We start from the raw sequence: 19,667 nt of genomic DNA, 5'->3' as shown, positions 1-19,667 counted from the left end.
ATGAAAGAAACCAAGGTTGAGGCAACTTCAGACATTTTGGCAGAACTTGTAGTGAAGGGAATGCAGGAAAAGAAGGCGACCGATATTGTTATCATAAACCTCAAATCACTAAAGAACGCTGTATCAGATTATTTTGTAATAGCATCCGCAAACTCCGACACGCAGATTGATGCCATTGCGTCTTCGATAGAAGAAGAAGTATTCAAAGCAGTACGGCAAAACCCGTGGCAAAGCGAGGGACGCACCAACAACGAGTGGGTGTTGCTGGATTATGTAGATGTTGTAGCGCATATTTTCTTAAAGGACAAACGCGAATTTTATGCTTTGGAGGAGCTTTGGGGCGATGCCAAAATAGAACAGGTAGCGTCTGTCTAAACATAGCTGGCTGTAGCTGAACAATTAGCCAAGGCCAGTGTTTTCCATGTATCTGAACTTAAACATCAATGGCAGAAAATAATAATAAAGGCAATAACAAGAAAAAAAAGCCGATGATCCCGAATACGCCCCCACGCCCAACCATGCAGTTGTGGATGCTGGCGGTGCTGATTTTGCTGATTTTCGGTTTAACTTATCTGAACAAAAGCAACTCCTCTATTGAAACAACACAGCAGGAGTTTGAAGAGATGCTGCTGAGCGGAGACGTTAGCAGACTGACTGTAGTGAACGGCAAGACCGTAGAAGTGTACCTCAAAGAAGAGGCACTGCAAAACGAGAAGTACAAGACTGAACTGAATAACCGTGGTGCCTTCTCAATGGAACAGGGACCGCAGTACCATTTCCAGGTTATTTCAGCCGAGATATTCAAGGAAGACCTTGATCAGCTTCAGGAGAACCTGCCGCGCGAGCAGCGGGTGCCGGTAAAACCAGAGTCACGAACCGGCTTTGCTGATTTCTTCCTGCAGTGGGGCTTCCTGATACTACTTGTGTTTGGTTTCTGGTTCCTGATGCGCCGTGTTACCACAGGTGGCGCAGGTGGCCAGATTTTCAACATTGGCAAGTCTAAGGCTGCCCTTTTTGATGCAGAGAACAAAGTAAAAATCACGTTCAAGGACGTGGCTGGTCTGGAAGAGGCTAAAGAGGAGGTACAGGAAATTGTTGAGTTCCTGAAGAACCCTTCCAAGTTCACGATTCTGGGTGGTAAAATACCGAAAGGTGCTTTGCTGGTAGGCCCTCCGGGAACAGGTAAAACCCTTTTGGCAAAAGCCGTGGCAGGTGAGGCCGATGTACCGTTCTTCTCTCTGTCTGGTTCTGACTTTGTGGAAATGTTTGTGGGTGTAGGTGCCGCGCGTGTGCGTGACCTCTTCAAACAGGCAAAAGCAAAGGCGCCTTGTATCATTTTTATCGATGAGATTGACGCCATTGGCCGTCACCGTAGCCGTGGGGCCACGCCAGGCGGTAACGATGAGCGCGAGAATACCCTGAACTCCCTGTTAGTGGAGATGGATGGTTTCGCAACGGATTCAGGTGTTATCATCCTGGCCGCCACTAACCGCCCTGATACCCTTGACTCTGCCCTGCTGCGCCCAGGTCGTTTCGACCGACAGGTGAGCATCGACAAGCCAGACATTAACGGCCGTACAGAGATTTTCGATGTGCACCTGAAACCACTTACACTGGCTGCAGATGTAGATGCCCGTAAGCTTGCTGCACAAACGCCTGGCTTTGCCGGTGCTGAAATTGCGAACGTTTGTAACGAGGCAGCGCTTATCGCCGCCCGCCGCAACAAAAAGGCTGTAGACCAGCAGGACTTCAACGATGCAATTGACCGTGTTATCGGTGGTCTGGAGAAGAAGAACAAGATTATCTCTCCGGAAGAGAAGAAAATTGTGGCCTACCACGAGGCGGGCCACGCCATTGCAGGCTGGTTCCTGGAGCACGCAGACCCATTGGTGAAAGTGAGTATTGTGCCACGTGGTGTAGCTGCATTAGGTTATGCCCAGTATCTTCCGAAAGAACAGTTCCTGTACACCACAGAGCAGCTGATCGACGAGATGTGCATGGCCTTAGGCGGACGTGCTGCCGAGGAACTTATTTTTGGCAAAATTTCGACTGGTGCATTGAGTGACCTGGAGCGCATTACCAAAATGGCGTACAGCATCGTGACGATGTATGGTATGAACCAGAAAATAGGTAACGTCTCTTTCTATGACTCAAAACAGAACTCTGATTATACTTTCAGCAAGCCATATTCTGAGGCCACTGCACAGACCATAGATGAGGAAGTACGCACCATCATTCAGGCAGCTTACGACCGTACAAAGCAGTTATTGGCTGACAAAGGCCGTGAACTGGAAATTGTAGCCCAGGAACTGCTGGCAAAAGAAATTCTGTTCCAGAGTGACTTGGAGCGCTTAGTAGGTCCGCGTCCGTTTGATGCACTTACCGCTTACCAGGCGCACACGGCGGGCACTGATCGCAGCAAAACCAAAAGCGAGGTAGAGCCACATGCCTCTGCTCCTGTAGAGCAAGGCCTTACACAGCACCCAGAGCAGAACGAAGGCCGGGTGCCAGGCACACCGCTGGATGGCAATGCACCGGCTGATCAGGATGACACTATAAGAAGTTCTAAAACAGCTTGATAAAACAGGCATGTACGAAGCAAAATCTAAAGAAATAGTATTAAGAAGAGTAAGAGAGGCGCTGGCTAAGTCGGCGCCTTTTCTGCCTCCTACCCCTGACTTTACCTCTCCACTGCACCCGATAGTACCCATAGAGGATATGTCCATTGTTTTTGCGGAAAACTTTATCCGCAACAGCGGCAAGTTTGTGTATTGCGAGAACCAGGAGGATTTCTTTGACCAGCTCTACATCTACAAAAAAGAGCAAAACCTGCAGCACCTGTATGTGTGGGAGCGCAACCTTCAGAATGCCCTCCAGTATGCCGGCATAGAGTTCAGCGACAACGAAGAAACTTTTGTGAAGGACGTAGAGGCCAGCCTGACCACCTGTGAATCGTTGATAACCCGCACAGGCAGCATTTTAGTCAGTTCCGCCAATGCCGGAGGTCGAAGGTTGAGTATTTATCCGCCTACCCATATGGTGGTAGCCCAGGCCAGCCAGCTGGTGCCGGATATAAAGGATGCCTTGCAACGCCTCCGCAACAAGTATAAAGAAAACAACTTCCCATCTATGGTTTCGATGGTGAGTGGGCCAAGCCGCACAGCTGACATTGAGAAGACGCTGGTAATGGGTGCCCACGGCCCGAAGCAGCTAGTACTGTTCCTGATTGATGACATTCCGAATTGACACACTTTCACCAGGTAAGAAAGTATACTTTGCCTCCGATTTCCATTTAGGCGTACCCGATGCTGCCACCAGCAAAGCAAGAGAGAAAAAGATAGTGCGCTGGCTGGAAATGGCCCGGCAGGATGCAGCCGCTATACTTCTGGTCGGCGATATTTTTGACTTCTGGTTTGAGTACAAACATGCCATCCCGAAAGGTTTTACACGGCTGCAGGGAAAACTGGCAGAGTTAACTGATACGGGCCTTCCGGTGCTTGTCTTCACGGGCAACCACGACATGTGGATGTTCGACTACTTTCCGGAGGAGCTTAATGTTCCGGTGCTCCGTGAGCCTATTTCCACCACTTTGGGTGATAAGACATTTTATATCGGACACGGCGATGGGCTTGGCCCCGGCGACCATACTTATAAGCTGCTGAAGCGGGTGTTTAACAACAAAGCCTGCCAATGGCTTTTTGAGCGGGTGCACCCTAACTTAGGTATCGGTGTGGCAAACATGTGGTCGAGAAGGAGCCGCATCAGCAACATAAAAAAAGACGAAGCTTTTTTGGGCAATGAGGAGTGGCTGGTACAGTATTGCCAGGAAGTAGAAAAAGAGCAGCATCATGATTATTATATATTCGGGCACCGCCATCTGCCGCTCGACCTGCCTATCGGCGACAGCAGCCGCTATGTTAACTTAGGAGAATGGGTTAATTTTTGCACTTATGCTGTGTATGACGGAGAGACACTAGACCTGAAAACCTTTGAAGGCTAACACTTACATAAGCTTGCTCCTGGTGGTGCTATTCCTGGCACCCTTGCAGGCTTTTGCCCAGCAGGAAGAAGCACGGCTACTTTACAGCCACAGCATACCTGTTAGCTCTGCTACAAGTATTTCGCAGGACCGCAACGGCTATCTGTACATATTAAACCCACAGCGTAATCTCCTCCGCCTCGACTCGTTGGGACAACCGCTGGATACTTTCTCTCCCCCTACCCGTGGCCGCATCAGCAACATAGAAGCCTGGAACCCGATGAAGATACTGCTTTTCTATGAAGACAGGCAAGCACTGCTCTTGCTGGACCGCTTCCTGCGTCCCATTAGCAACACCAGCCTGCGCGACATGAGCTATGAAGGCATTGCCAAAACTGCCACACTTTCTGCAGATGACGGCTTCTGGCTTTTTGATGAAACAAACCTGACACTTAGCAAGCTGGACCCGCGCCTGCGCAAGGTCACTGTAGAAACACCTCTTAACCTGATACTGGACAGGGAGCGCTTTGATGTGCACCAGTTGCGGGAGTACCAGAACCTGGTGTACCTGCTGGACTACAACAACGGTATCTACGTGTTTGATAACCTGGGCAACTACAAGAAAAACATTCCTTTTAAAGGGGTCAGTTATATAGGCTTTCGTGGTAATGAACTGTATTTTGTGCAGGATGGGCAGCTACATTTTTATGACTTGTATACTTCAGAAAAGCGAAGCATATCGCTGCCGGAAAAAGAACAGTACAGCACAACACTGGTCGGGGACAGTCAATGCTATCTTTTCAGCAAAAGTAAGGCAGACATCTATATCTGGCAGTAACAGCTTATTTAGCGCCTGAAAATAATTTCAGCCCTACTACACCGGTTATAATAAGCAGAATACAAAAGATACGGATGAAATCACGCGGCTCGTTGAGGAAAACAATACCTAAAATAGCCGTGCCAGCTGCTCCGATACCCGTCCAGATGCCGTAGGCAGTACCCAGCGGCAAGTGCTTCATAGCCTGCGACAGCAATACAAAGCTTAGTATCATCACAATCACAGTTACAATACTCACTCCTATCTTTGTAAAACCCTCACTGTACTTCAGCCCAAAGGCCCAGCCAATTTCACAGAGTCCTGCCAGGATCAGGTAAAACCACGCCATGTTCATAATTTAAACATTTTATTCTGAGGGCAAAGATACACAATAGCCACGGCAGGTAAACCTGTTTCCCTCATTTGTGCCTTTCGCATGTACCTGCGCCACAAGTCAAACAAGGGAACATATATCACTTATTTCCCATGAAGGCCATTGCACCTGAACTTATGCTCTCCAGCTTTACGGCACACACACACGTTATACAATAGGCAACACCATTTCGTATTGACTGAGCATATTCCTGAAGTGGCGCCGCTCCAGGTACGTTAAAAGGGATGTGGCTGAGCTGTCGATGTTCACAAACATAAGAGAGGAGGTTTTGGTGAGCCGCACAGCCTCGCGCAGTAGTGCTGTACCAGTGCCTTTGCCACGACTCAGTTTATTAACTGCAAACTGCGCAACAGAGCCCGCATTAGGAAAAAACACGATGTAGCCTACAACTTCCTGGTTATTATCCCGCGCCTCCAGCATAATTTTCTCATCAGGGCTTTTCATGATTGCCTCTGCCGTGTTTTGCCAGGAAGGTGCTGCATCCCAGAAACAGCCATACGTCTTCCAGTCAGGCTTACTGACGGACGCAATGGTTACCGCATCAGGCTCCTCTGCCTTCAGCAGCAACTCACTTTTCTGCGCCCTGAGTAATTCCAGGGAACGTGTTACGTTAAACCCAACGCTCTTGTAAGCCCTCAACGCAGGTGCATTCTCCTGAATCACTTCCAGCAGGCATTGCTCAACTCCGCTCTCCCTAAGCTTGGGCAACATAAAAGTGTAGAGTTGCTTTGTCAGTTGATACCCTCTGAACTGCGGTAGCACACCTGTACCGGCATTGTATGCAGTAGGCGTACCATGCCATTCTCCCAAACCGGTCAGGATAAACCCCACCATCCGTTCGCCTGCGTAGGCAGCCACACAAAAGGAAGGAACTATTCCCTCCCGCTTTACTTTGGCCCTGAATTGCTCCGTATTCAGCTGAATAGGCATCAGGTAATCTGCAAAAGACTGCAGAAAAGTCTCGTGCAGCTTAGGCATCTCTTTTTCAGAAAGAAAGGCAAGTCGAAAGTCAGGCATATTCACGGCAACAGGTAAGTGTTTAGGTTATTTACGGCCAACCACAGAAAAGTTGGGCAACTGCAAAGCTATAGCGATGGTAAATAGCGGTTTACAACGCATTCCTTGTCTGAATCGTTAGTATTACCGACACATATAGCCAGCTCAACTGGCAAAACATCTAAAAACTTAATCAAAACTATGAAAGCAGCAGTATTTCACAAAATGAAAGATATACGGGTTGACAATGTAGAAGACCCGAGAATACTTGACCCCACGCGACGCCATCATCCGCGTTACCTCCACCGCCATTTGCGGCTCTGACCTTCATATTTACAATGGCATGATTCCGCAGTTAGGAAACATGGTCATGGGGCATGAATTTATGGGAATTGTGGAGGAAACCGGATCGCAGGTAAAGAATGTAAAAAAGGGCGACCGTGTGATTGTGCCTTTTCCTATTTCCTGCGGCAGCTGTTTCTTCTGCCAGCACGGGCATTACCCGCATTGTGAGAACTCCAACCCCGAGCACTATGGCCCGGAAGGTGGCCTGATGACAGAAAAAGGCGCCGCACTGTATGGCTACACTGACCTGTATGGCGGCTACGCCGGTGGGCAGGCCGAATACGTGCGTACACCTTTTGCTGACACAGGGCTTGTCAAAGTTTCGGACAGGTTTACGGACGAACAGGTACTCTTCCTGACAGATATCTTTCCAACCGGCTACTCTGCTGTGCATTGGGGCGAAGTGAAGGGCGGTGAAACAGTAGCAGTGTTTGGCTGCGGCCCTGTAGGCTTGATGGCGCAGAAGGTAGCCTGGATTCGGGGAGCCAAAAGAGTTATTGGTATTGACCTCGAGGACTATCGCCTGGACATGGCACGCCGCTCAGCCGGATCAGAAACCATTAACCTGAAGAATATAGACCCGGTTGAGGCGATTCGGGAGATGACTGGTGGCCGCGGTGCTGATGTATGTATTGATGCCGTGGGTATGGAAGCTGACAAATCGCTCTTGGATCGCGCCATGTCGGTTCTTCATATGGAAAAAGGAACTATCAACGCTCTCAGGATGTGCCTGAGCGCTGTACGTCGAAGCGGTATAGTATCAGTTGTCGGCGTATAGGGTTCCCCTTACGACAATTTCCCGTGGCACCAGATCTTCGACAAAGGACTCACCATCAAAGCAGGCCAGGCACCTGTTCAGTACTTCGTCGACGAACTCTACAGTTGGGTAGATCAGGGAAAGATAGTGCTGGATGACATTATTACCCACACATTACCGCTGGAGCAAGCCTCTTATGCTTATGACATCTTCAATAAAAAAGAAGACAACTGTGTGAAGGTCGTGTTGAAGCCGTAAGGTTATGAATATAATCAATAAGCAGGGGGCGGAGTTGTTAACTTCGCCCCCTGCTTATTATAATCTTGTTAAGCAGATAATCGTTATCTTTCGGGTCAGGTACTTGTAAGTATCTCAGGCATAGGGCAACATGATTGATATATCAGTAATCATTTTAAACTACAACACATTTCAGCTGACTTGCGAATGTATTGCATCCGTTTATGCGCAAACGCATGGCATCAGTTATGAGATTATTGTAGTAGACAATGGCTCCACAGAATGCGACCCGAAACTTATCAAAGAGGCTTTTCCTGATATAAAACTCGTTGGGAACACGACTAATGTTGGTTTTGCGAAAGGCAACAACATTGGGCTTCAGTATGCCAGTGGCAAGACTATACTGTTGTTAAACAGTGATACAAAGCTTCTGAACAACGCATTGTTACTGGCTTTTAAGCGGCTACAAGAAGATCCGCGTGCTGCTGCCATTACCGGCAAAGTTACGTATCCTCATGGAGCCCCTCAGCATGTCGCGCAAAACTTCCCTTCCATCCTTTTATTGTTATCCGAGATTTTCCGCCTGTATAAATTTATACCTAAAAAGAAGTGGGGGGAAATTTATGCGGCTCACTACTTCGATTATGAACAGGAACTCTATCCGGATTGGATTTGGGCAACGTTCTTCTTAATCAGGCGCAATGCCATTGACTTATTCCCTGGAGGCAAATTCCCGGAAGATTTTTTTATGTATGTGGAGGACAAGCTTTGGTGCTATTATCTCAAGAAGCGAGGGTACAGATTCATTTATTCCCCTTTGCCTCATGTGGTACACTATGTAGCAGCCAGCACCAAAGATGCCAAAGACTTCAATAAGAATATTACACATGTACTTGTAAATGAGTTTCTGTTTCTTAAGAAGACAAAAAGCGTGATTTATGCTCAGATTTATTTTGCTTTGCAAGCTTTTTATTATCGCACCTCCAGGTATAGTTTAGCTCCCCAGCTTGCGTGCATATATTGGTCCATTGCAAAAAAAACGCCACAGCAAGAGCTCCCTTACTTTGCAGAAATCTAAAATGAAGCTCAAAATTGCCTACTCCATCAGCTTCTTCCCTGCGCTGACAGAGACTTACCTGCTTAACCAACTTGCATCACTTTTTGAGGACGGGCATGATGTGACTATTTTTTCGATCGGCAAACCACCTGAGGATTATGTGGAGCATGCTATCATTGCGCAATATAACATGTACTCAAAAGTGGTTTACCGCCCTCACATTCCCCGGAACCGCTTCAAAAGAATTCTGAAGGCACTGTACCTGCTCTTTCGCAACTATCCTGATGTAAAACACCTCCTGCCAACGCTGAATTTCTTTAGGTATGGCATGTATGCCTTTAACCTGCAGTTCTTTTATGACTCTATTCCTTTTCTAAAACAGAAGCAGTTTGATGTCGTTCATTGCCATTTTGGTCCTAATGCCATCAAAGCACTTAACTTCAGGGAGATTGGATTGCTACAAGGAAAATTGATTACATCATTTCATGGGTATGATGTAAACCATCAGGAGTACCTATCCTGGAAAACGCATGCCTCGCGTAAAGGCCTGTACAGGGATTTGATTAAGGAATGCAAGGTATTTACGGTTAATTCGCTTTACACAAAGCAAAAAGCGCTGAAGTTAGGAATACCAGATTCTGCTATTGTTTACCTACCTGTAGGCTTGGATACGGGCAAGTTCAAGCCTTCTCATGAACATGCAAAGAAGTTCCTATCAAACCCTGTCATACTCACTGTAGCGCGTTTAACAGAATTCAAAGGAATTGAATACAGTATAAGAGCAGTCGCAACGCTCGTGCCCCTGTATCCTGACCTGGAGTACCATGTTCTTGGGGAAGGAGAACTCAGAAGCGATGTAGAACAGGTGATAGACAGCCTAAAATTAAGAAAGCATGTTTTTTTACATGGTGCTTGTACACAGGAAAAAGTGTTAGAGTACTATAACAAAGCACATGTTTTTGTACTTGCAGGCATTCAGGCTCAGAATGGAGAAATAGAGGCGCAGGGTCTTGTTGTACAGGAAGCCCAAAGTATGGAACTGCCCCTGGTGGTAACAGACGCCGGAGGGATACCAGAGGGAATGCTACCCCGAGTTTCGGGTTTTGTAGCTCCTCAGAGGGACGCAGGAGCTATTGCCGATAAAATACGACTCCTGTTGGAAAACCCTGATTTGAGAAGAAGCTTTGGAATGGCAGGCAGAGCCTATGTAGTAGAAAACTTTGATAACAAGGTACTGCACCAGAAACTGATAGCGCTTTATACTGGCTCTAAGTCCGGTTTAGAAAATACTCCGCAGCCTTATGCTTAGCAACAAAGCTATGCACATAATCAGGAAAGACACAACTGCTTTTGTCAACAGGTCCACGTCTGCTAAGAAATAAACTGTCAGCAATGCCATCACATTTAAAGGTAACCAAAGCCAGGGGTAGTAATTAACCTGCTGTATCTGCTTATACTCCTTCAGCAGGTAACCGGCGTAGCCCATATACATGAGGGATGCAAAGGTGGTAAACGCAGCTGCTTCGATTCCCCAAAAGGGTACGAGCAAGAGATTGAGGAGAACATTACCGATGCCTGCCACTGTAGAGATTTTCCAGAGTTCCTTCGTCTTCTCCTGATATACCAACTGATTCACCACCGCCAGGTACATAGGCTTATAACTGTACCCCATCAATATGATAATCGCTAAAGGATATGCCTCTTGCAACACCTCGTTCTTTATCAGCAGCGCAAATATTTCCTTCATCCAGAGCGCGACAAGAGAGGTGGCTATGAGAAACAAAATCTGCAGCGAAAAAGTCAGTTGCCTTGCCTGCATTGCAGCCTCCTGGTTCTCATGCTTTGCATACAGGCGCAAATATACCGGACCTGCGGCCTGCACTACGGCATTGGAAGCCGCAGCAAAATAAAGACCGAAGCTGGAGGCTATATTGTAGAAGCCTATACGGGGGAGAGGTACCCGCAGCACGTCCATCACTAGCCTGTCAGAAGTATCTAACAGAAAAAACGAGAAGTGATGTGGTATAATATGGATCGATACCTGCAGCGAACTTCTGATGCGCTGCCAGTTAAACCATAAAATCGGCGTCATCCGCTCCTTAAGGTAAAGCATGGGGCTGTAAATCAGAAACCCGACTACCGTTCCTATAAAGTTGGAGTAAAACCAACCCATATAGCCCATCCGGAGGTAGGCTATGGTATAGATGTTTAACCCTACTACCAATGTTCCTACTACAAAAGAGCGGAGGGCAACAGGGAAAGGCCGCTGCTGCATCTGGTAGTACATGCTGCCCAGGAACTCCGTATTGTTGAAAAGCAGGGCGGGCAAAGTGTTTAACAGCACAATCTGCCATCTGTTCTCAACCGCCCCGTTCGGAATGACCAGGTAAAGCACCGTTCCCAGCACTAGTCCATACACAATTGACCAAAGCAGCGTAAAGCCATGCAACTGCCGCCAAACCCATTTGAAGCGTGTAGGATACCGGACAAAGCTGCTTGTCATCACCGCAGACAAGCCCAGGGATTGTGTAATACCCAGGGCTCCCACATAGGCCGTTACCACACCAGCCACGCCATAATCAACTGTGGTAAGGAACGGTGTAATAACGGGCAGTGCCAATACTCCTGCCAACCGCGGCACATGTGCCGCCAGCCCATAGATAGCCGCATGTGAGAGAAGGGTTCGAAGCATCGCTTAAAATTATACTTTAATTTCCAGCCTTACCCTACCAGCCGCTTTTTTTCGTGTTTCCCTGCTGCCTCCGTTTTTTCTGCTTCCTGCTGCACCAAAAGCACCTGCTTTGTGTTGCTCAGCATAGTAGTTTTATTGGCTTCCACATAAAAGCCTGAAAAATTATTATATTTGTTAATTAAGTGAATTAGAAAACAAGAATAGCCTAGCTATATAAGGAGATATAAAAGTGGGATGTAGTTCATGTTCTAGTGGCGGATGCAGCACCGGCGTAAGCGGCTGCAAAAGCAACGGCGGGTGCAGCACAGGAGGCTGCAACCGTTTAAACGTGTTCGACTGGCTCAGCGACATGGAGTTACCAACATCGTTTGAGGAGTTCGACATTATAGAAGTAAGATTTAAAGGAGGTCGCAAAGACTTCTTCCGTAATACCAACAGGCTCGAGTTAACAACTGGCGATGCCGTGGTGGTAGATGTGCCGAACGGCCACCATATTGGCTATGTGTCGCTGAAAGGAGAACTGGTGCGCCTGCAGATGCTGAAGAAAAAGGTGGATAACAACGAAGAGATCCGCTCCATCTACCGCATCGCCAATGAGCGCGACATGGAGAAGTTCCAGGAAGTACGCGACATGGAGGCTACTACAATGTACCGTAGCCGTGAGATAATCCACAGCCTGAAGCTAAGGATGAAACTGTCTGACGTAGAATACCAGGCTGACAGAAGCAAGGCGACTTTCTACTACTCAGCCGATGACCGTGTAGACTTTCGCGACCTGATAAAGAAGCTGGCAGAAGAGTTTAAAGTGCGTATTGAAATGCGCCAAATCAGCATGCGCCATGAGGCGGGCCGCCTGGGTGGTATTGGCTCTTGTGGCCGTGAACTCTGCTGCTCTACCTGGCTCACCGACTTCAAAAGTGTGTCTACCACAGCAGCGCGCTACCAGAACCTGTCGCTTAACCCAAGCAAGCTTTCCGGCCAGTGTGGCCGCCTGAAGTGCTGCCTCAATTATGAGTTGGAGACCTATATGGATGCACTGAAGGATATACCAACAGTAAACCGGCCGTTGCAGACAAAACTTGGCGATGCCGTGCTGCAGAAAACAGACATCTTCAAAAAGATGATGTGGTTTGGCTACAAAGGCGACAACAACTGGTATCCTGTGCCAGTGGCACGTGTTCAGGAGATTCTAGAGCAAAATGCAAAGGGCGTGGCAGTAGAAGCGCTGTTGCTGGAAGTGCCGGATGAGCCAAAGCAGAATGAGTTTGTGGCACAGGTGGAAGGAAGCCTGGAGCGCCTTGATGACAAGTTCAAGAGCAAAAAGAAGAAAAAGAAGAAGAAAAAGCCAGCTGTTGCAGCTGACCAGCCGGCAAAGACCGATGCGCAAGAGCCAAAGCAAAAGCTGAAGCAGGAAAGAGGCCAGGGACAACCAGGTGAGCAAACCCAGGCGCCTGACAGACAGCGGCCTCCAAGAAACAGAAACCGTAACAAAGATGCACGTGGACCACGTGAAGGAAGAGAAAACCGGGAGCCTAAAGATAACAGGGATAACAGGGACAACAGAGATAACCGGGAAAACAACCGGGAGCCGAGGGAAAGAAAGCCTGCAAGGCCACCCCGAGCGGAGTCACAGTCACAGTCTCAGCCACAGCCGCAAGGTCAGGCGAGCGCAGAAGGCCAGCAGCCTAAAAAGCAACGTTCGCGCAAACCTTTCAGAGGCAAAAAGCCTGATCAGTCAAATAAACCGCCGCGTACTGATGCATAAAGCCTTCGTGGTGTGGATGGCAGCTTTGCTGGTGCTGACAAGCTGTGATCCGGAACGGGTTTACGAACAGAACGTAGAGCTACCCGACAATAACTGGCAGATTGATAATGCGCCGGTTTTCGAGTTTGAGATACAGGATACCACACAGGTATACGATGTGTACTTTAATGTGCGCTACAACCTGCAGTACGATTATTATAACCTGTACCTGCGCCACCAGCTTGTTGGGCCCGACAGTGCACAGCTGTCGGCTTCGCTACACGAGTTGCTGCTCATGGACCCTAAAACAGGGCAGCCGCTTGGCAGTGGCTCCAGCGACACGTATGATGTACAGGCACTTGCGCTGGATGATGTAAGATTCAGTAAAGCGGGTACTTATAAGCTGAAGCTAACACAGTATATGCGTCGTGACCCGCTGCCTCAGATAATAGCCGTAGGCGTGCGCATAGCAAAAGACCAGGCACAGCAGTAATAAAATCTATTAGAAAGGAGCCCCTGCAGAAGCAATAGAAGCATCTGCAGGGGCTCCTTTCATTTTGTACTCTCCCATGCTTCGCCGTGTGTTTCAGAAATTCCGTACAGAATAAGCAGGCGGCAACAAAAGGTGTCGCGCTTTAGTATGCAGATAGCACCCAAACTATAACAGCACCTGTAAAAGCATGAAGAGCACCCTCATCATATTAGGTTTTTTGTTTACCCTTTTCTCCTTTCTACCACTTATAAAAACACCTTTGTGGTGGATCAGGGTACTGGACTTTCCACGCCTGCATATTGCCGTGCTGCTTACTCTCGTGTTGGTTACATACCTGTTTCTATTCAATATAGAGGGCACTGCTGAAACAGCCATGATTGTTGTATGGGTATTGGCCATACTGAATGAAGTACGGTTTATCTACAACTTTACACCGCTGGCAAAATGCGAAGCGCTACGCACAGAACAGCATCCACCTGCCAATGCTTTCACGCTCATGATTGCCAACGTACGCATGGTGAACACAAAATATGAGAAATTTCTGCAACTGGCACTAAAGGAGAACCCGGACTTGCTGGTGATGAATGAACCAAACGAGGCCTGGCACGAAAGTGTGCGTCATGAACTGGACAAGCGTTACCCTTACACCATTAAAAAGCCCTTGGAGAACACGTATGGTATGATGCTCTGGAGCAGGCTAAAGCTGCACGAAAGCGAGATAAGGTTTTTGGTGGAAGATGGCATACCATCCTTCTATACAGTGGTAGAACTGCCAAGCGGCAAAAAGTTTGATTTGTTCACGGTGCACCCACAGCCTCCACGCCTGATGAGAAATACAGAGACGCGCGAGGCAGAGCTCCTGTTGGTTGCCAAGCAGTCCAAGAATACCAGGTATCCCAGTGTGGTAGCCGGCGATCTGAACGATGTAGCTTGGTCTAAAACTACAAAGCTTTTCAAGGAAATAAGCGGCATGATAGACCCACGTGTGGGCCGGGGTTTCTATAACACCTACAGTGCCCTGGTACCTCTATTTCGATATCCCCTTGACCACGTATTTTATGATCCTGAATTCAGATTGGTGTCCCTGCAAAGGCTCGAAAAATTCGGTTCAGATCATTTCCCTATAGCCATCACCTTAAACTACGAGCCGCAGCATGAGGAAGAGCAGCCACACTACGTGGCCGACTTGGAAGACAAGCAGGAGGCAGACGAACTGATTCAGGAGGGGCTGGAGAAAGGTGAAGAGCGCAGCAGGAAGGAGGCGGAAAATAAAAAACCCGCTCAGCAGGGCTAAGCGGGTCAAAATAGATGAATGGTTGCCTTGCGGCACTATATGTCTTTAACTTAGATACGCTCTACGTTAATTGCATTCAATCCTTTTTTACCATCCTTCACTTCGAAAGATACACGGTCATTCTCACGAATTTCGTGGATCAGACCAGACTGATGCACGAAGATGTCCTGATTAGTATCATCGGCAACAATGAAACCGAAACCTTTAGATACGTTGAAGAATTTTACTTTACCTGTTTTCATTACAATAAATTAATTAATTAATGAAGCAAAGTTAAGTATAACTTCTGATATTATAACTTCTTTTTAAAAATAAATAACAAAAACACCATCAGGCACTTAGCTGGTTTTTCGGCAGGCTCTGGTTGCATTGTGTCATATCACACACACTATTCCTTCCCCCGGTGGTACTCCTCCGGTTCGCCGTTTCACCTGAGTTGCTGTACTCCTGCTACCAGCCGCTGAAGCACTGTCCGTAAAAAACTATGTCACCCGTGGTTCGTATAGTTAAAACGTTCAGTTACACCAAAAAAACAGCTTAATCACTATGTATTTTGGTCTAACGAAAACCAATAATCAGCCACATCTGCTGCCCCTGTGGCTTACCTGTGCGGGGTCTGCAACAAACTTAATTTTTTAACTAAATCTAAGGAGATTAAACTATGAAAGACACAGAGAAAGATCAGAACTCGACTGAATCATCAAATTCATCGGGGAACACATCTAACACACCAAGTTCATCAACATCAGGTAGCACAACGGGTAGCACCAGCGGTACAGGTTCAACAGCATCCACAGGTTCTACTTCGTCAGCATCCAAAGACAATAGCGGCAAGACGACAGCTTCTGGCTCCAAGTCATCTTCAACAAAAGCTAAGTCAAGCTCTTCTTCTAAAAAAGAGGGCAAAACATCTGATACCAAAACTTCAAAATCATCAGGGTCAACAGCATCAGGTTCAACAACCAGTGGCTCTACCACAGCCGGTTCATCCACATCAGGCAGAACCTCCTCTACCAGTGGCAGCTCTGATAATAGTTCCGACAACAATGCATCTGGCAGCAGCTCAGACTCAAACCGCCAGCTTTCAGCATATGGGAACTATGGTTCCATGAGTGGTACCTCCCAAACCAGCACAGACGAAGGAAGCTACGGAAATCAGAATTATAACCAAGGCTCTGGCAGCAACCAAAACTCCGGAAACCAAAGCGGGTACGGCTCGCAGGGTGGCTATGGGTATGGTTCGCAGAACAGTAACTACGGCGGCCAGAGCGGTTACGGCTACCAGGGAGATTATGGCTCACAAAGCAGCAGCGGCCAGGGCGGTTACGGTTCTTCGAATCAGGGTAATTCAGGCCGTATGGGTTATGGCTCCCAGGGCAACTACGGCAGCCAAGGTGGCTACGGTACTTCAGGACAAGGTTCACAGGGCGGTTATGGATCAGGCCAGGGCGGCTATGGCTCTCAGTCTGCCAGTGGATCACTGAGCGGCTTTAACTATGGCAACCAAGGCGGCATGGAAGGCAACCGCACAAGGTTTCAGGACCAGGATTATGGCACAAGCCGTGGCGGCCTTCAGGGTGGCTACCAAGACAGAGAAGGCGACCGACAGGGCGGCATGATCTCTGGTGGTACTTCCGGTGCCTTTGGTACACAAGGAAACTCCTCTCAAGGCAACTATGGTAGCTATGAGAGTGGCCAGAGTGGTAACTTCGGTAACATGGGCGGCGGCTACACCAGCAGCAACCAGGGTGGCCGTGGCGGCCAGGGTGGTGGCTCTTCTTATGGAGGAGGCTACGGCCAGGGCGGTAGTTCACAAGGCAACTTCGGTAGCCAAGGTGGATATGGCTCATCAAGAGAAGGTAACTTCGGTGACCAGAACAACTATGGCAGCCAGGGCTATGGCAGCCAGGGAGGCTACGGCTCGTCAAGAGGCGGCGACCAGGACCGAAACCGGGGCTATGGCATGATGAACGACCAGGGCGGTATGGGCCGATACAACCAGCAGGGCTCCCGTGGCCAGGGTGGTTATGGCTCCCAGGGCAACTATGGTTCCTCTTCACAGGAGTATGGCTCACGGGGTGGATACGGCTACGGCGGCTCAGGCCAGGGCGGTAGTGGTTCCAGCATGTCAGGTGCCGGCACGTCCCGTTCATCTAACAGCGGCAACTACGGCGACAGAGACCGCTATGGCTCAATGGGCTACGGCTCATCCAGAGGCATGAGTGAGTATGATAATGACGACAGAGGCTCCTCAAGAGGCTATGACTCTCAAAGTTCTATGCAGGGCGGATACGGTAGTCAGGGCGGTTACGGCGGCTCAAGAGGCGGGTCATATAACGACGAGTATGGCGATAGCGACCGTTCTTCAGCCAGATACGGCTCACAGGGCAGCGACTATGGCATGGGCGGCTTTGGCAGTTCAGGAGGCTATGGTTCCAACTCTGGTGGCTACACTTCGAACAGAGGTGGCGGCTACGGCGACAGCAACTCAGGCCGCGACATGAGTGGTGGCTATGGCTACGGTTCAGGCAGTTACCGCGAAGGCGGCTACAACCAGGGTGGCCGTGGTGGCGACCAGAGTCGTTATGGCTCCATGGACAGCGGCACTTCGTACTACAGCGACAACCGTGGTTCAAGCTCACGTGAGAACTACCGTTATGGCAGCAACCAGGGCGGTAGCAGCCAGAGTGGATACGGCTCTTCTAACCAGGGCAGTAACCAGGGTGGAAACCAGAACCGATACGAAACGCGCCGCAGCGACCGTTACAGAGACATGGACAGAGACTAAGTTAGTCACACGTCAATAAATAACAGAAAGCCACTCCTTTATTGGGAGTGGCTTTTTTATGTGGCTCCTTATCTGCTGTTATTCAAAGGCATCCTGATGGTCTTTCACAAACTGACGAAAGGAATGGGGAGAACGGCCGGTAACCTGCTGCACTGTATCGGTGGTTTCACTGAAGTAGTTTCCTTTGTATTCGCTCTCCAGTTCCAGCATTGCATTGACCATCCACGCAGGCATTTGTTTTTCGAGCATGGCGCTTTTGGCAGCGTCTGCCGGTACATCCACATACTGCACCGGCATCCCGGTTACTTCCCCAATAATCTGCGCTGCTTCCTGGTTTGAAATGGCTTCAGGACCGGTAAGCTCATACGCTTTCCCTTCGTGGCCTATACCAAGCAGCACCTCTACCCCTACCGCGGCGATATCGCGCACATCAATACACGCTACCCTGCCATTGCCGGTTGAATGGTAGAATCTGCCCTCGTTCTTAATGCTTGCCGCATCATAGTTTATGTAGTTTTGCATAAAAGAGGAAGGCCGCAGAAAAGTGTAGGGTATGCCGCTGTCCTCAATATACTTCTCTATTTCTCTGTGCCAGCGCCCAATCAGGATGCCCGGCGCTGCGTCCGCCTTGATCACCGATAGCTTTACGAGGTGCTTTACATCTGCTTTCTTCGCCTCATCCACCAGTGTTTTGGCCATCTCCACCTGGTCTTCTGTAAAAGGCGTAACCATGAAAACTTTATCTACGTGTGTAAAAGCAGCATGCAGTGAGTTCTGGTCCTTGAAGTCCATCTCCACCACTTCCACATCCGGCAGGCGCTTCAGGTTTTCTCCTTTTATAATGGAGTGTACTCCTGCCCGAACCCGCACATCATCCACCACAGAAAGCTGTATCACCACTTCTTTCCCAACGGTGCCTGTAGCGCCCGTTACCAATATTGTTTTATGCATAGCTTTATCTTTAGCGTTATTCCTCCTCATACGGCTATTCAGGAATGTAGGTAGACCCTTAACCTAAAAGCCTCCCTGCTCCTTTGCCTTATTTTGCCTGAACATTCATTCAGGGGCCGCCAAAACATAAAGCCTGCGGTACGCTGTAAAAATGACTTACCTTTTACTGCTTATAGTAACCCGGTACAGCTTTCCGTTCTCGTTAGTGATGAGCAACTGGTTTGGCGAGAGGTATAGTATGGCTTCTGCCTGCCCTGTTTTGCCTATTGGCAGGCAACTGCGTTTGCCACTGAAGTTCACACGCCCGTTCTCCACCTGGAACAGGTACAGCCTTCCGTAACCCAGCAGGGCGAACTGGTCCTGCGCCGGCGACATGGCAGCAGCCGTTATCGGTGACTTTACCTGGAGTTCTTCCTGAGGCGCTAAAGCATAGTTACCTCCTTTGGCCGGCAAGGCATAGCGCTTTGTTACCGTTTTGCGAAGGGCGCGGCTTTTAGTAAAGAGCTGAAGGCTGTCGGCATGATAGAAAAATCCTTCCAGGTCATAGTGGCGTTCAGGGCGCTCAGGCGGGAACGCTGTCTGATCAGCATATCGAAAACGGATAGTGTCTTCTACAGCCATTGTCTCCTGCCGTACTTCATACACCTGAAGGCTGCGGCGGGTATTGGTGTTGTTCCCAAAGTCCCCGATATAAAGCTGCCCCCGCGCATCCTCCGCCAGATCTTCCCAGTCCTTATTAGGTACCTGCAGCGGCACTGTTTGCAGCAACTCGCCTTTCAGGTTAAACAGGTACAGCTCGTTCAGCGGTCCGCCGTCGGAATGTGTCCAGAAAGTGGTGTCGGAAGCAAAAGCGAGGCCGGAGCTTTCGGGTATGCGGCTGTCAAGGCGCCCCAGCCTTTGCACCTCCACTTTATAAGCTTTTCGCAAGCGAGCAAAATCGCTGCTGCGCCTGTCAGAACCACAGCCGCAGAACATGGCCTGTAAGTAAACATATACCGTGAAGAGTTTTATCAGCATGTAAATTTTGGGTTGTGGTCTAGAATGTATGATGGTTTCGGTAATAGAATATTAGCTTCATGGCGTTGTAGTGATTCTGCTCTTTTTTAGAGAAGCAGGCTGTTTT

Annotated in this window: 18 protein-coding genes and 2 pseudogenes; 12 read left to right on the top strand and 8 right to left on the bottom strand. The window is 48.8% G+C overall.

Annotated features, from left to right (window positions below):
- The 5 genes from rsfS (at position 1) to ACYVB1_RS09675 (ending at position 4,817) form a co-directional block, all read left to right on the top strand.
- Positions 1–375, top strand: coding sequence for a ribosome silencing factor (gene rsfS / locus ACYVB1_RS09695; protein WP_460923279.1), 375 nt, complete (start codon positions 1–3; stop codon positions 373–375).
- Between the two features lie 68 nt (positions 376–443).
- The gene (ftsH, locus tag ACYVB1_RS09690; protein WP_460923277.1) at positions 444–2,579 is read left to right on the top strand and encodes an ATP-dependent zinc metalloprotease FtsH; all 2,136 of its coding nucleotides are present in this window, start codon (positions 444–446) and stop codon (positions 2,577–2,579) included.
- A 10-nt stretch (positions 2,580–2,589) separates the two neighbouring features.
- Positions 2,590–3,246 carry a LutC/YkgG family protein gene (locus tag ACYVB1_RS09685; protein ID WP_460923275.1) on the top strand — a complete coding sequence of 219 codons (657 nt, stop codon included), beginning with the start codon at positions 2,590–2,592 and terminating at the stop codon, positions 3,244–3,246.
- The gene (locus tag ACYVB1_RS09680; protein ID WP_460923273.1) at positions 3,230–4,000 is read left to right on the top strand and encodes a UDP-2,3-diacylglucosamine diphosphatase; all 771 of its coding nucleotides are present in this window, start codon (positions 3,230–3,232) and stop codon (positions 3,998–4,000) included. The genes ACYVB1_RS09685 and ACYVB1_RS09680 overlap by 17 nt, the downstream gene beginning before the upstream one ends.
- The gene (locus tag ACYVB1_RS09675) at positions 3,990–4,817 is read left to right on the top strand and encodes a hypothetical protein (RefSeq protein ID WP_460923271.1); all 828 of its coding nucleotides are present in this window, start codon (positions 3,990–3,992) and stop codon (positions 4,815–4,817) included. Before ACYVB1_RS09680 ends, ACYVB1_RS09675 begins: the two co-directional genes overlap by 11 nt.
- A gap of 4 nt (positions 4,818–4,821) precedes the next feature.
- Here the strand turns inward: ACYVB1_RS09675 and ACYVB1_RS09670 are convergent, their stop codons facing one another.
- Complete coding sequence (locus ACYVB1_RS09670; RefSeq protein ID WP_460923269.1) at positions 4,822–5,151, bottom strand: DMT family transporter; 330 nt, start codon at positions 5,149–5,151, stop codon at positions 4,822–4,824.
- A 186-nt stretch (positions 5,152–5,337) separates the two neighbouring features.
- Positions 5,338–6,168 (bottom strand): GNAT family N-acetyltransferase, encoded by an 831-nt coding sequence (locus ACYVB1_RS09665; RefSeq protein ID WP_460923267.1) that lies wholly within the window; start codon positions 6,166–6,168, stop codon positions 5,338–5,340.
- Between the two features lie 219 nt (positions 6,169–6,387).
- On the opposite strand from ACYVB1_RS09665, the pseudogene ACYVB1_RS09660 reads away from it, so the two are divergent.
- The 3 genes and pseudogenes from ACYVB1_RS09660 to ACYVB1_RS09650 all read left to right on the top strand — a co-directional run bounded on the left by ACYVB1_RS09660 (position 6,388) and on the right by ACYVB1_RS09650 (position 9,891).
- Positions 6,388–7,546, top strand: a pseudogene (locus ACYVB1_RS09660) (zinc-dependent alcohol dehydrogenase).
- Positions 7,547–7,676: 130 nt separating this feature from the next.
- The gene (locus ACYVB1_RS09655; protein WP_460923265.1) at positions 7,677–8,603 is read left to right on the top strand and encodes a glycosyltransferase family 2 protein; all 927 of its coding nucleotides are present in this window, start codon (positions 7,677–7,679) and stop codon (positions 8,601–8,603) included.
- Position 8,604: 1 nt separating this feature from the next.
- A complete protein-coding gene (locus tag ACYVB1_RS09650; RefSeq protein ID WP_460923263.1) occupies positions 8,605–9,891 on the top strand; it encodes a glycosyltransferase in 1,287 nt (428 codons plus the stop codon).
- Here ACYVB1_RS09650 and ACYVB1_RS09645 read toward each other — a convergent pair.
- Complete coding sequence (locus ACYVB1_RS09645; RefSeq protein ID WP_460923261.1) at positions 9,862–11,274, bottom strand: lipopolysaccharide biosynthesis protein; 1,413 nt, start codon at positions 11,272–11,274, stop codon at positions 9,862–9,864. The two genes, ACYVB1_RS09650 and ACYVB1_RS09645, sit on opposite strands and share 30 nt — an antisense overlap.
- A 328-nt stretch (positions 11,275–11,602) precedes the next feature.
- Here ACYVB1_RS09645 and ricT point away from each other — a divergent pair, with 328 nt between their 5' ends.
- The 3 genes from ricT (at position 11,603) to ACYVB1_RS09630 (ending at position 14,805) form a co-directional block, all read left to right on the top strand.
- Entirely contained in the window at positions 11,603–13,039 is a 1,437-nt protein-coding gene (gene ricT, locus ACYVB1_RS09640; RefSeq protein ID WP_460923259.1) for a regulatory iron-sulfur-containing complex subunit RicT, read from the top strand.
- Positions 13,032–13,511, top strand: coding sequence for a gliding motility lipoprotein GldH (locus ACYVB1_RS09635; RefSeq protein WP_460923257.1), 480 nt, complete (start codon positions 13,032–13,034; stop codon positions 13,509–13,511). The genes ricT and ACYVB1_RS09635 overlap by 8 nt, the downstream gene beginning before the upstream one ends.
- A 187-nt stretch (positions 13,512–13,698) precedes the next feature.
- Positions 13,699–14,805, top strand: coding sequence for an endonuclease/exonuclease/phosphatase family protein (locus ACYVB1_RS09630; protein ID WP_460923255.1), 1,107 nt, complete (start codon positions 13,699–13,701; stop codon positions 14,803–14,805).
- 50 nt (positions 14,806–14,855) lie between these two features.
- Here the strand turns inward: ACYVB1_RS09630 and ACYVB1_RS09625 are convergent, their stop codons facing one another.
- Both ACYVB1_RS09625 and ACYVB1_RS09620 read right to left on the bottom strand, forming a co-directional pair.
- A complete protein-coding gene (locus tag ACYVB1_RS09625) occupies positions 14,856–15,047 on the bottom strand; it encodes a cold-shock protein (RefSeq protein WP_115565521.1) in 192 nt (63 codons plus the stop codon).
- 439 nt (positions 15,048–15,486) lie between these two features.
- Positions 15,487–15,849: a hypothetical protein gene (locus ACYVB1_RS09620; protein ID WP_460923253.1), complete on the bottom strand. Its 363-nt coding sequence runs from the start codon at positions 15,847–15,849 to the stop codon at positions 15,487–15,489.
- A 64-nt stretch (positions 15,850–15,913) separates the two neighbouring features.
- Here ACYVB1_RS09620 and ACYVB1_RS09615 point away from each other — a divergent pair, with 64 nt between their 5' ends.
- A complete protein-coding gene (locus tag ACYVB1_RS09615) occupies positions 15,914–17,593 on the top strand; it encodes a hypothetical protein (RefSeq protein ID WP_460923251.1) in 1,680 nt (559 codons plus the stop codon).
- 78 nt (positions 17,594–17,671) lie between these two features.
- On the opposite strand, the gene ACYVB1_RS09610 is transcribed toward ACYVB1_RS09615, so the two are convergent.
- The 3 genes and pseudogenes from ACYVB1_RS09610 to ACYVB1_RS09600 form a co-directional block, all read right to left on the bottom strand.
- Entirely contained in the window at positions 17,672–18,544 is an 873-nt protein-coding gene (locus tag ACYVB1_RS09610) for an SDR family oxidoreductase (protein WP_460923249.1), read from the bottom strand.
- A 156-nt stretch (positions 18,545–18,700) separates the two neighbouring features.
- On the bottom strand, positions 18,701–19,561 hold the full coding sequence (locus tag ACYVB1_RS09605) for a hypothetical protein (RefSeq protein WP_460923247.1): 861 nt from the start codon (positions 19,559–19,561) through the stop codon (positions 18,701–18,703).
- A gap of 19 nt (positions 19,562–19,580) precedes the next feature.
- A pseudogene (locus ACYVB1_RS09600) lies at positions 19,581–19,667 on the bottom strand (IS1 family transposase); the annotation flags it as partial.

It is taken from the genome of Pontibacter brevis, assembly GCF_054779655.1.
The sequence above is the reverse complement of the archived record's forward strand: the minus strand, read 5'-3'. Positions and strand labels throughout refer to the sequence as shown.

Excerpts from the sequence above, each read along its gene's own strand:
- ACYVB1_RS09635 (WP_460923257.1), top strand. The coding sequence starts at position 13,032 with ATGCATAAAGCCTTCGTGGTGTGGATGGCAGCTTTGCTGGTGCTGACA.
- ACYVB1_RS09665 (WP_460923267.1), bottom strand. The coding sequence starts at position 6,168 with ATGCCTAAGCTGCACGAGACTTTTCTGCAGTCTTTTGCAGATTACCTG.
- ACYVB1_RS09655 (WP_460923265.1), top strand. The coding sequence starts at position 7,677 with ATGATTGATATATCAGTAATCATTTTAAACTACAACACATTTCAGCTG.
- ACYVB1_RS09645 (WP_460923261.1), bottom strand. The coding sequence starts at position 11,274 with ATGCTTCGAACCCTTCTCTCACATGCGGCTATCTATGGGCTGGCGGCA.
- ACYVB1_RS09615 (WP_460923251.1), top strand. The coding sequence starts at position 15,914 with ATGAGTGGTACCTCCCAAACCAGCACAGACGAAGGAAGCTACGGAAAT.
- rsfS (WP_460923279.1), top strand. The coding sequence starts at position 1 with ATGAAAGAAACCAAGGTTGAGGCAACTTCAGACATTTTGGCAGAACTT.
- ACYVB1_RS09630 (WP_460923255.1), top strand. The coding sequence starts at position 13,699 with ATGAAGAGCACCCTCATCATATTAGGTTTTTTGTTTACCCTTTTCTCC.
- ACYVB1_RS09680 (WP_460923273.1), top strand. The coding sequence starts at position 3,230 with ATGACATTCCGAATTGACACACTTTCACCAGGTAAGAAAGTATACTTT.
- ACYVB1_RS09685 (WP_460923275.1), top strand. The coding sequence starts at position 2,590 with ATGTACGAAGCAAAATCTAAAGAAATAGTATTAAGAAGAGTAAGAGAG.
- ACYVB1_RS09650 (WP_460923263.1), top strand. The coding sequence starts at position 8,605 with ATGAAGCTCAAAATTGCCTACTCCATCAGCTTCTTCCCTGCGCTGACA.
- ftsH (WP_460923277.1), top strand. The coding sequence starts at position 444 with ATGGCAGAAAATAATAATAAAGGCAATAACAAGAAAAAAAAGCCGATG.
- ACYVB1_RS09605 (WP_460923247.1), bottom strand. The coding sequence starts at position 19,561 with ATGCTGATAAAACTCTTCACGGTATATGTTTACTTACAGGCCATGTTC.
- ACYVB1_RS09610 (WP_460923249.1), bottom strand. The coding sequence starts at position 18,544 with ATGCATAAAACAATATTGGTAACGGGCGCTACAGGCACCGTTGGGAAA.
- ACYVB1_RS09670 (WP_460923269.1), bottom strand. The coding sequence starts at position 5,151 with ATGAACATGGCGTGGTTTTACCTGATCCTGGCAGGACTCTGTGAAATT.
- ACYVB1_RS09625 (WP_115565521.1), bottom strand. The coding sequence starts at position 15,047 with ATGAAAACAGGTAAAGTAAAATTCTTCAACGTATCTAAAGGTTTCGGT.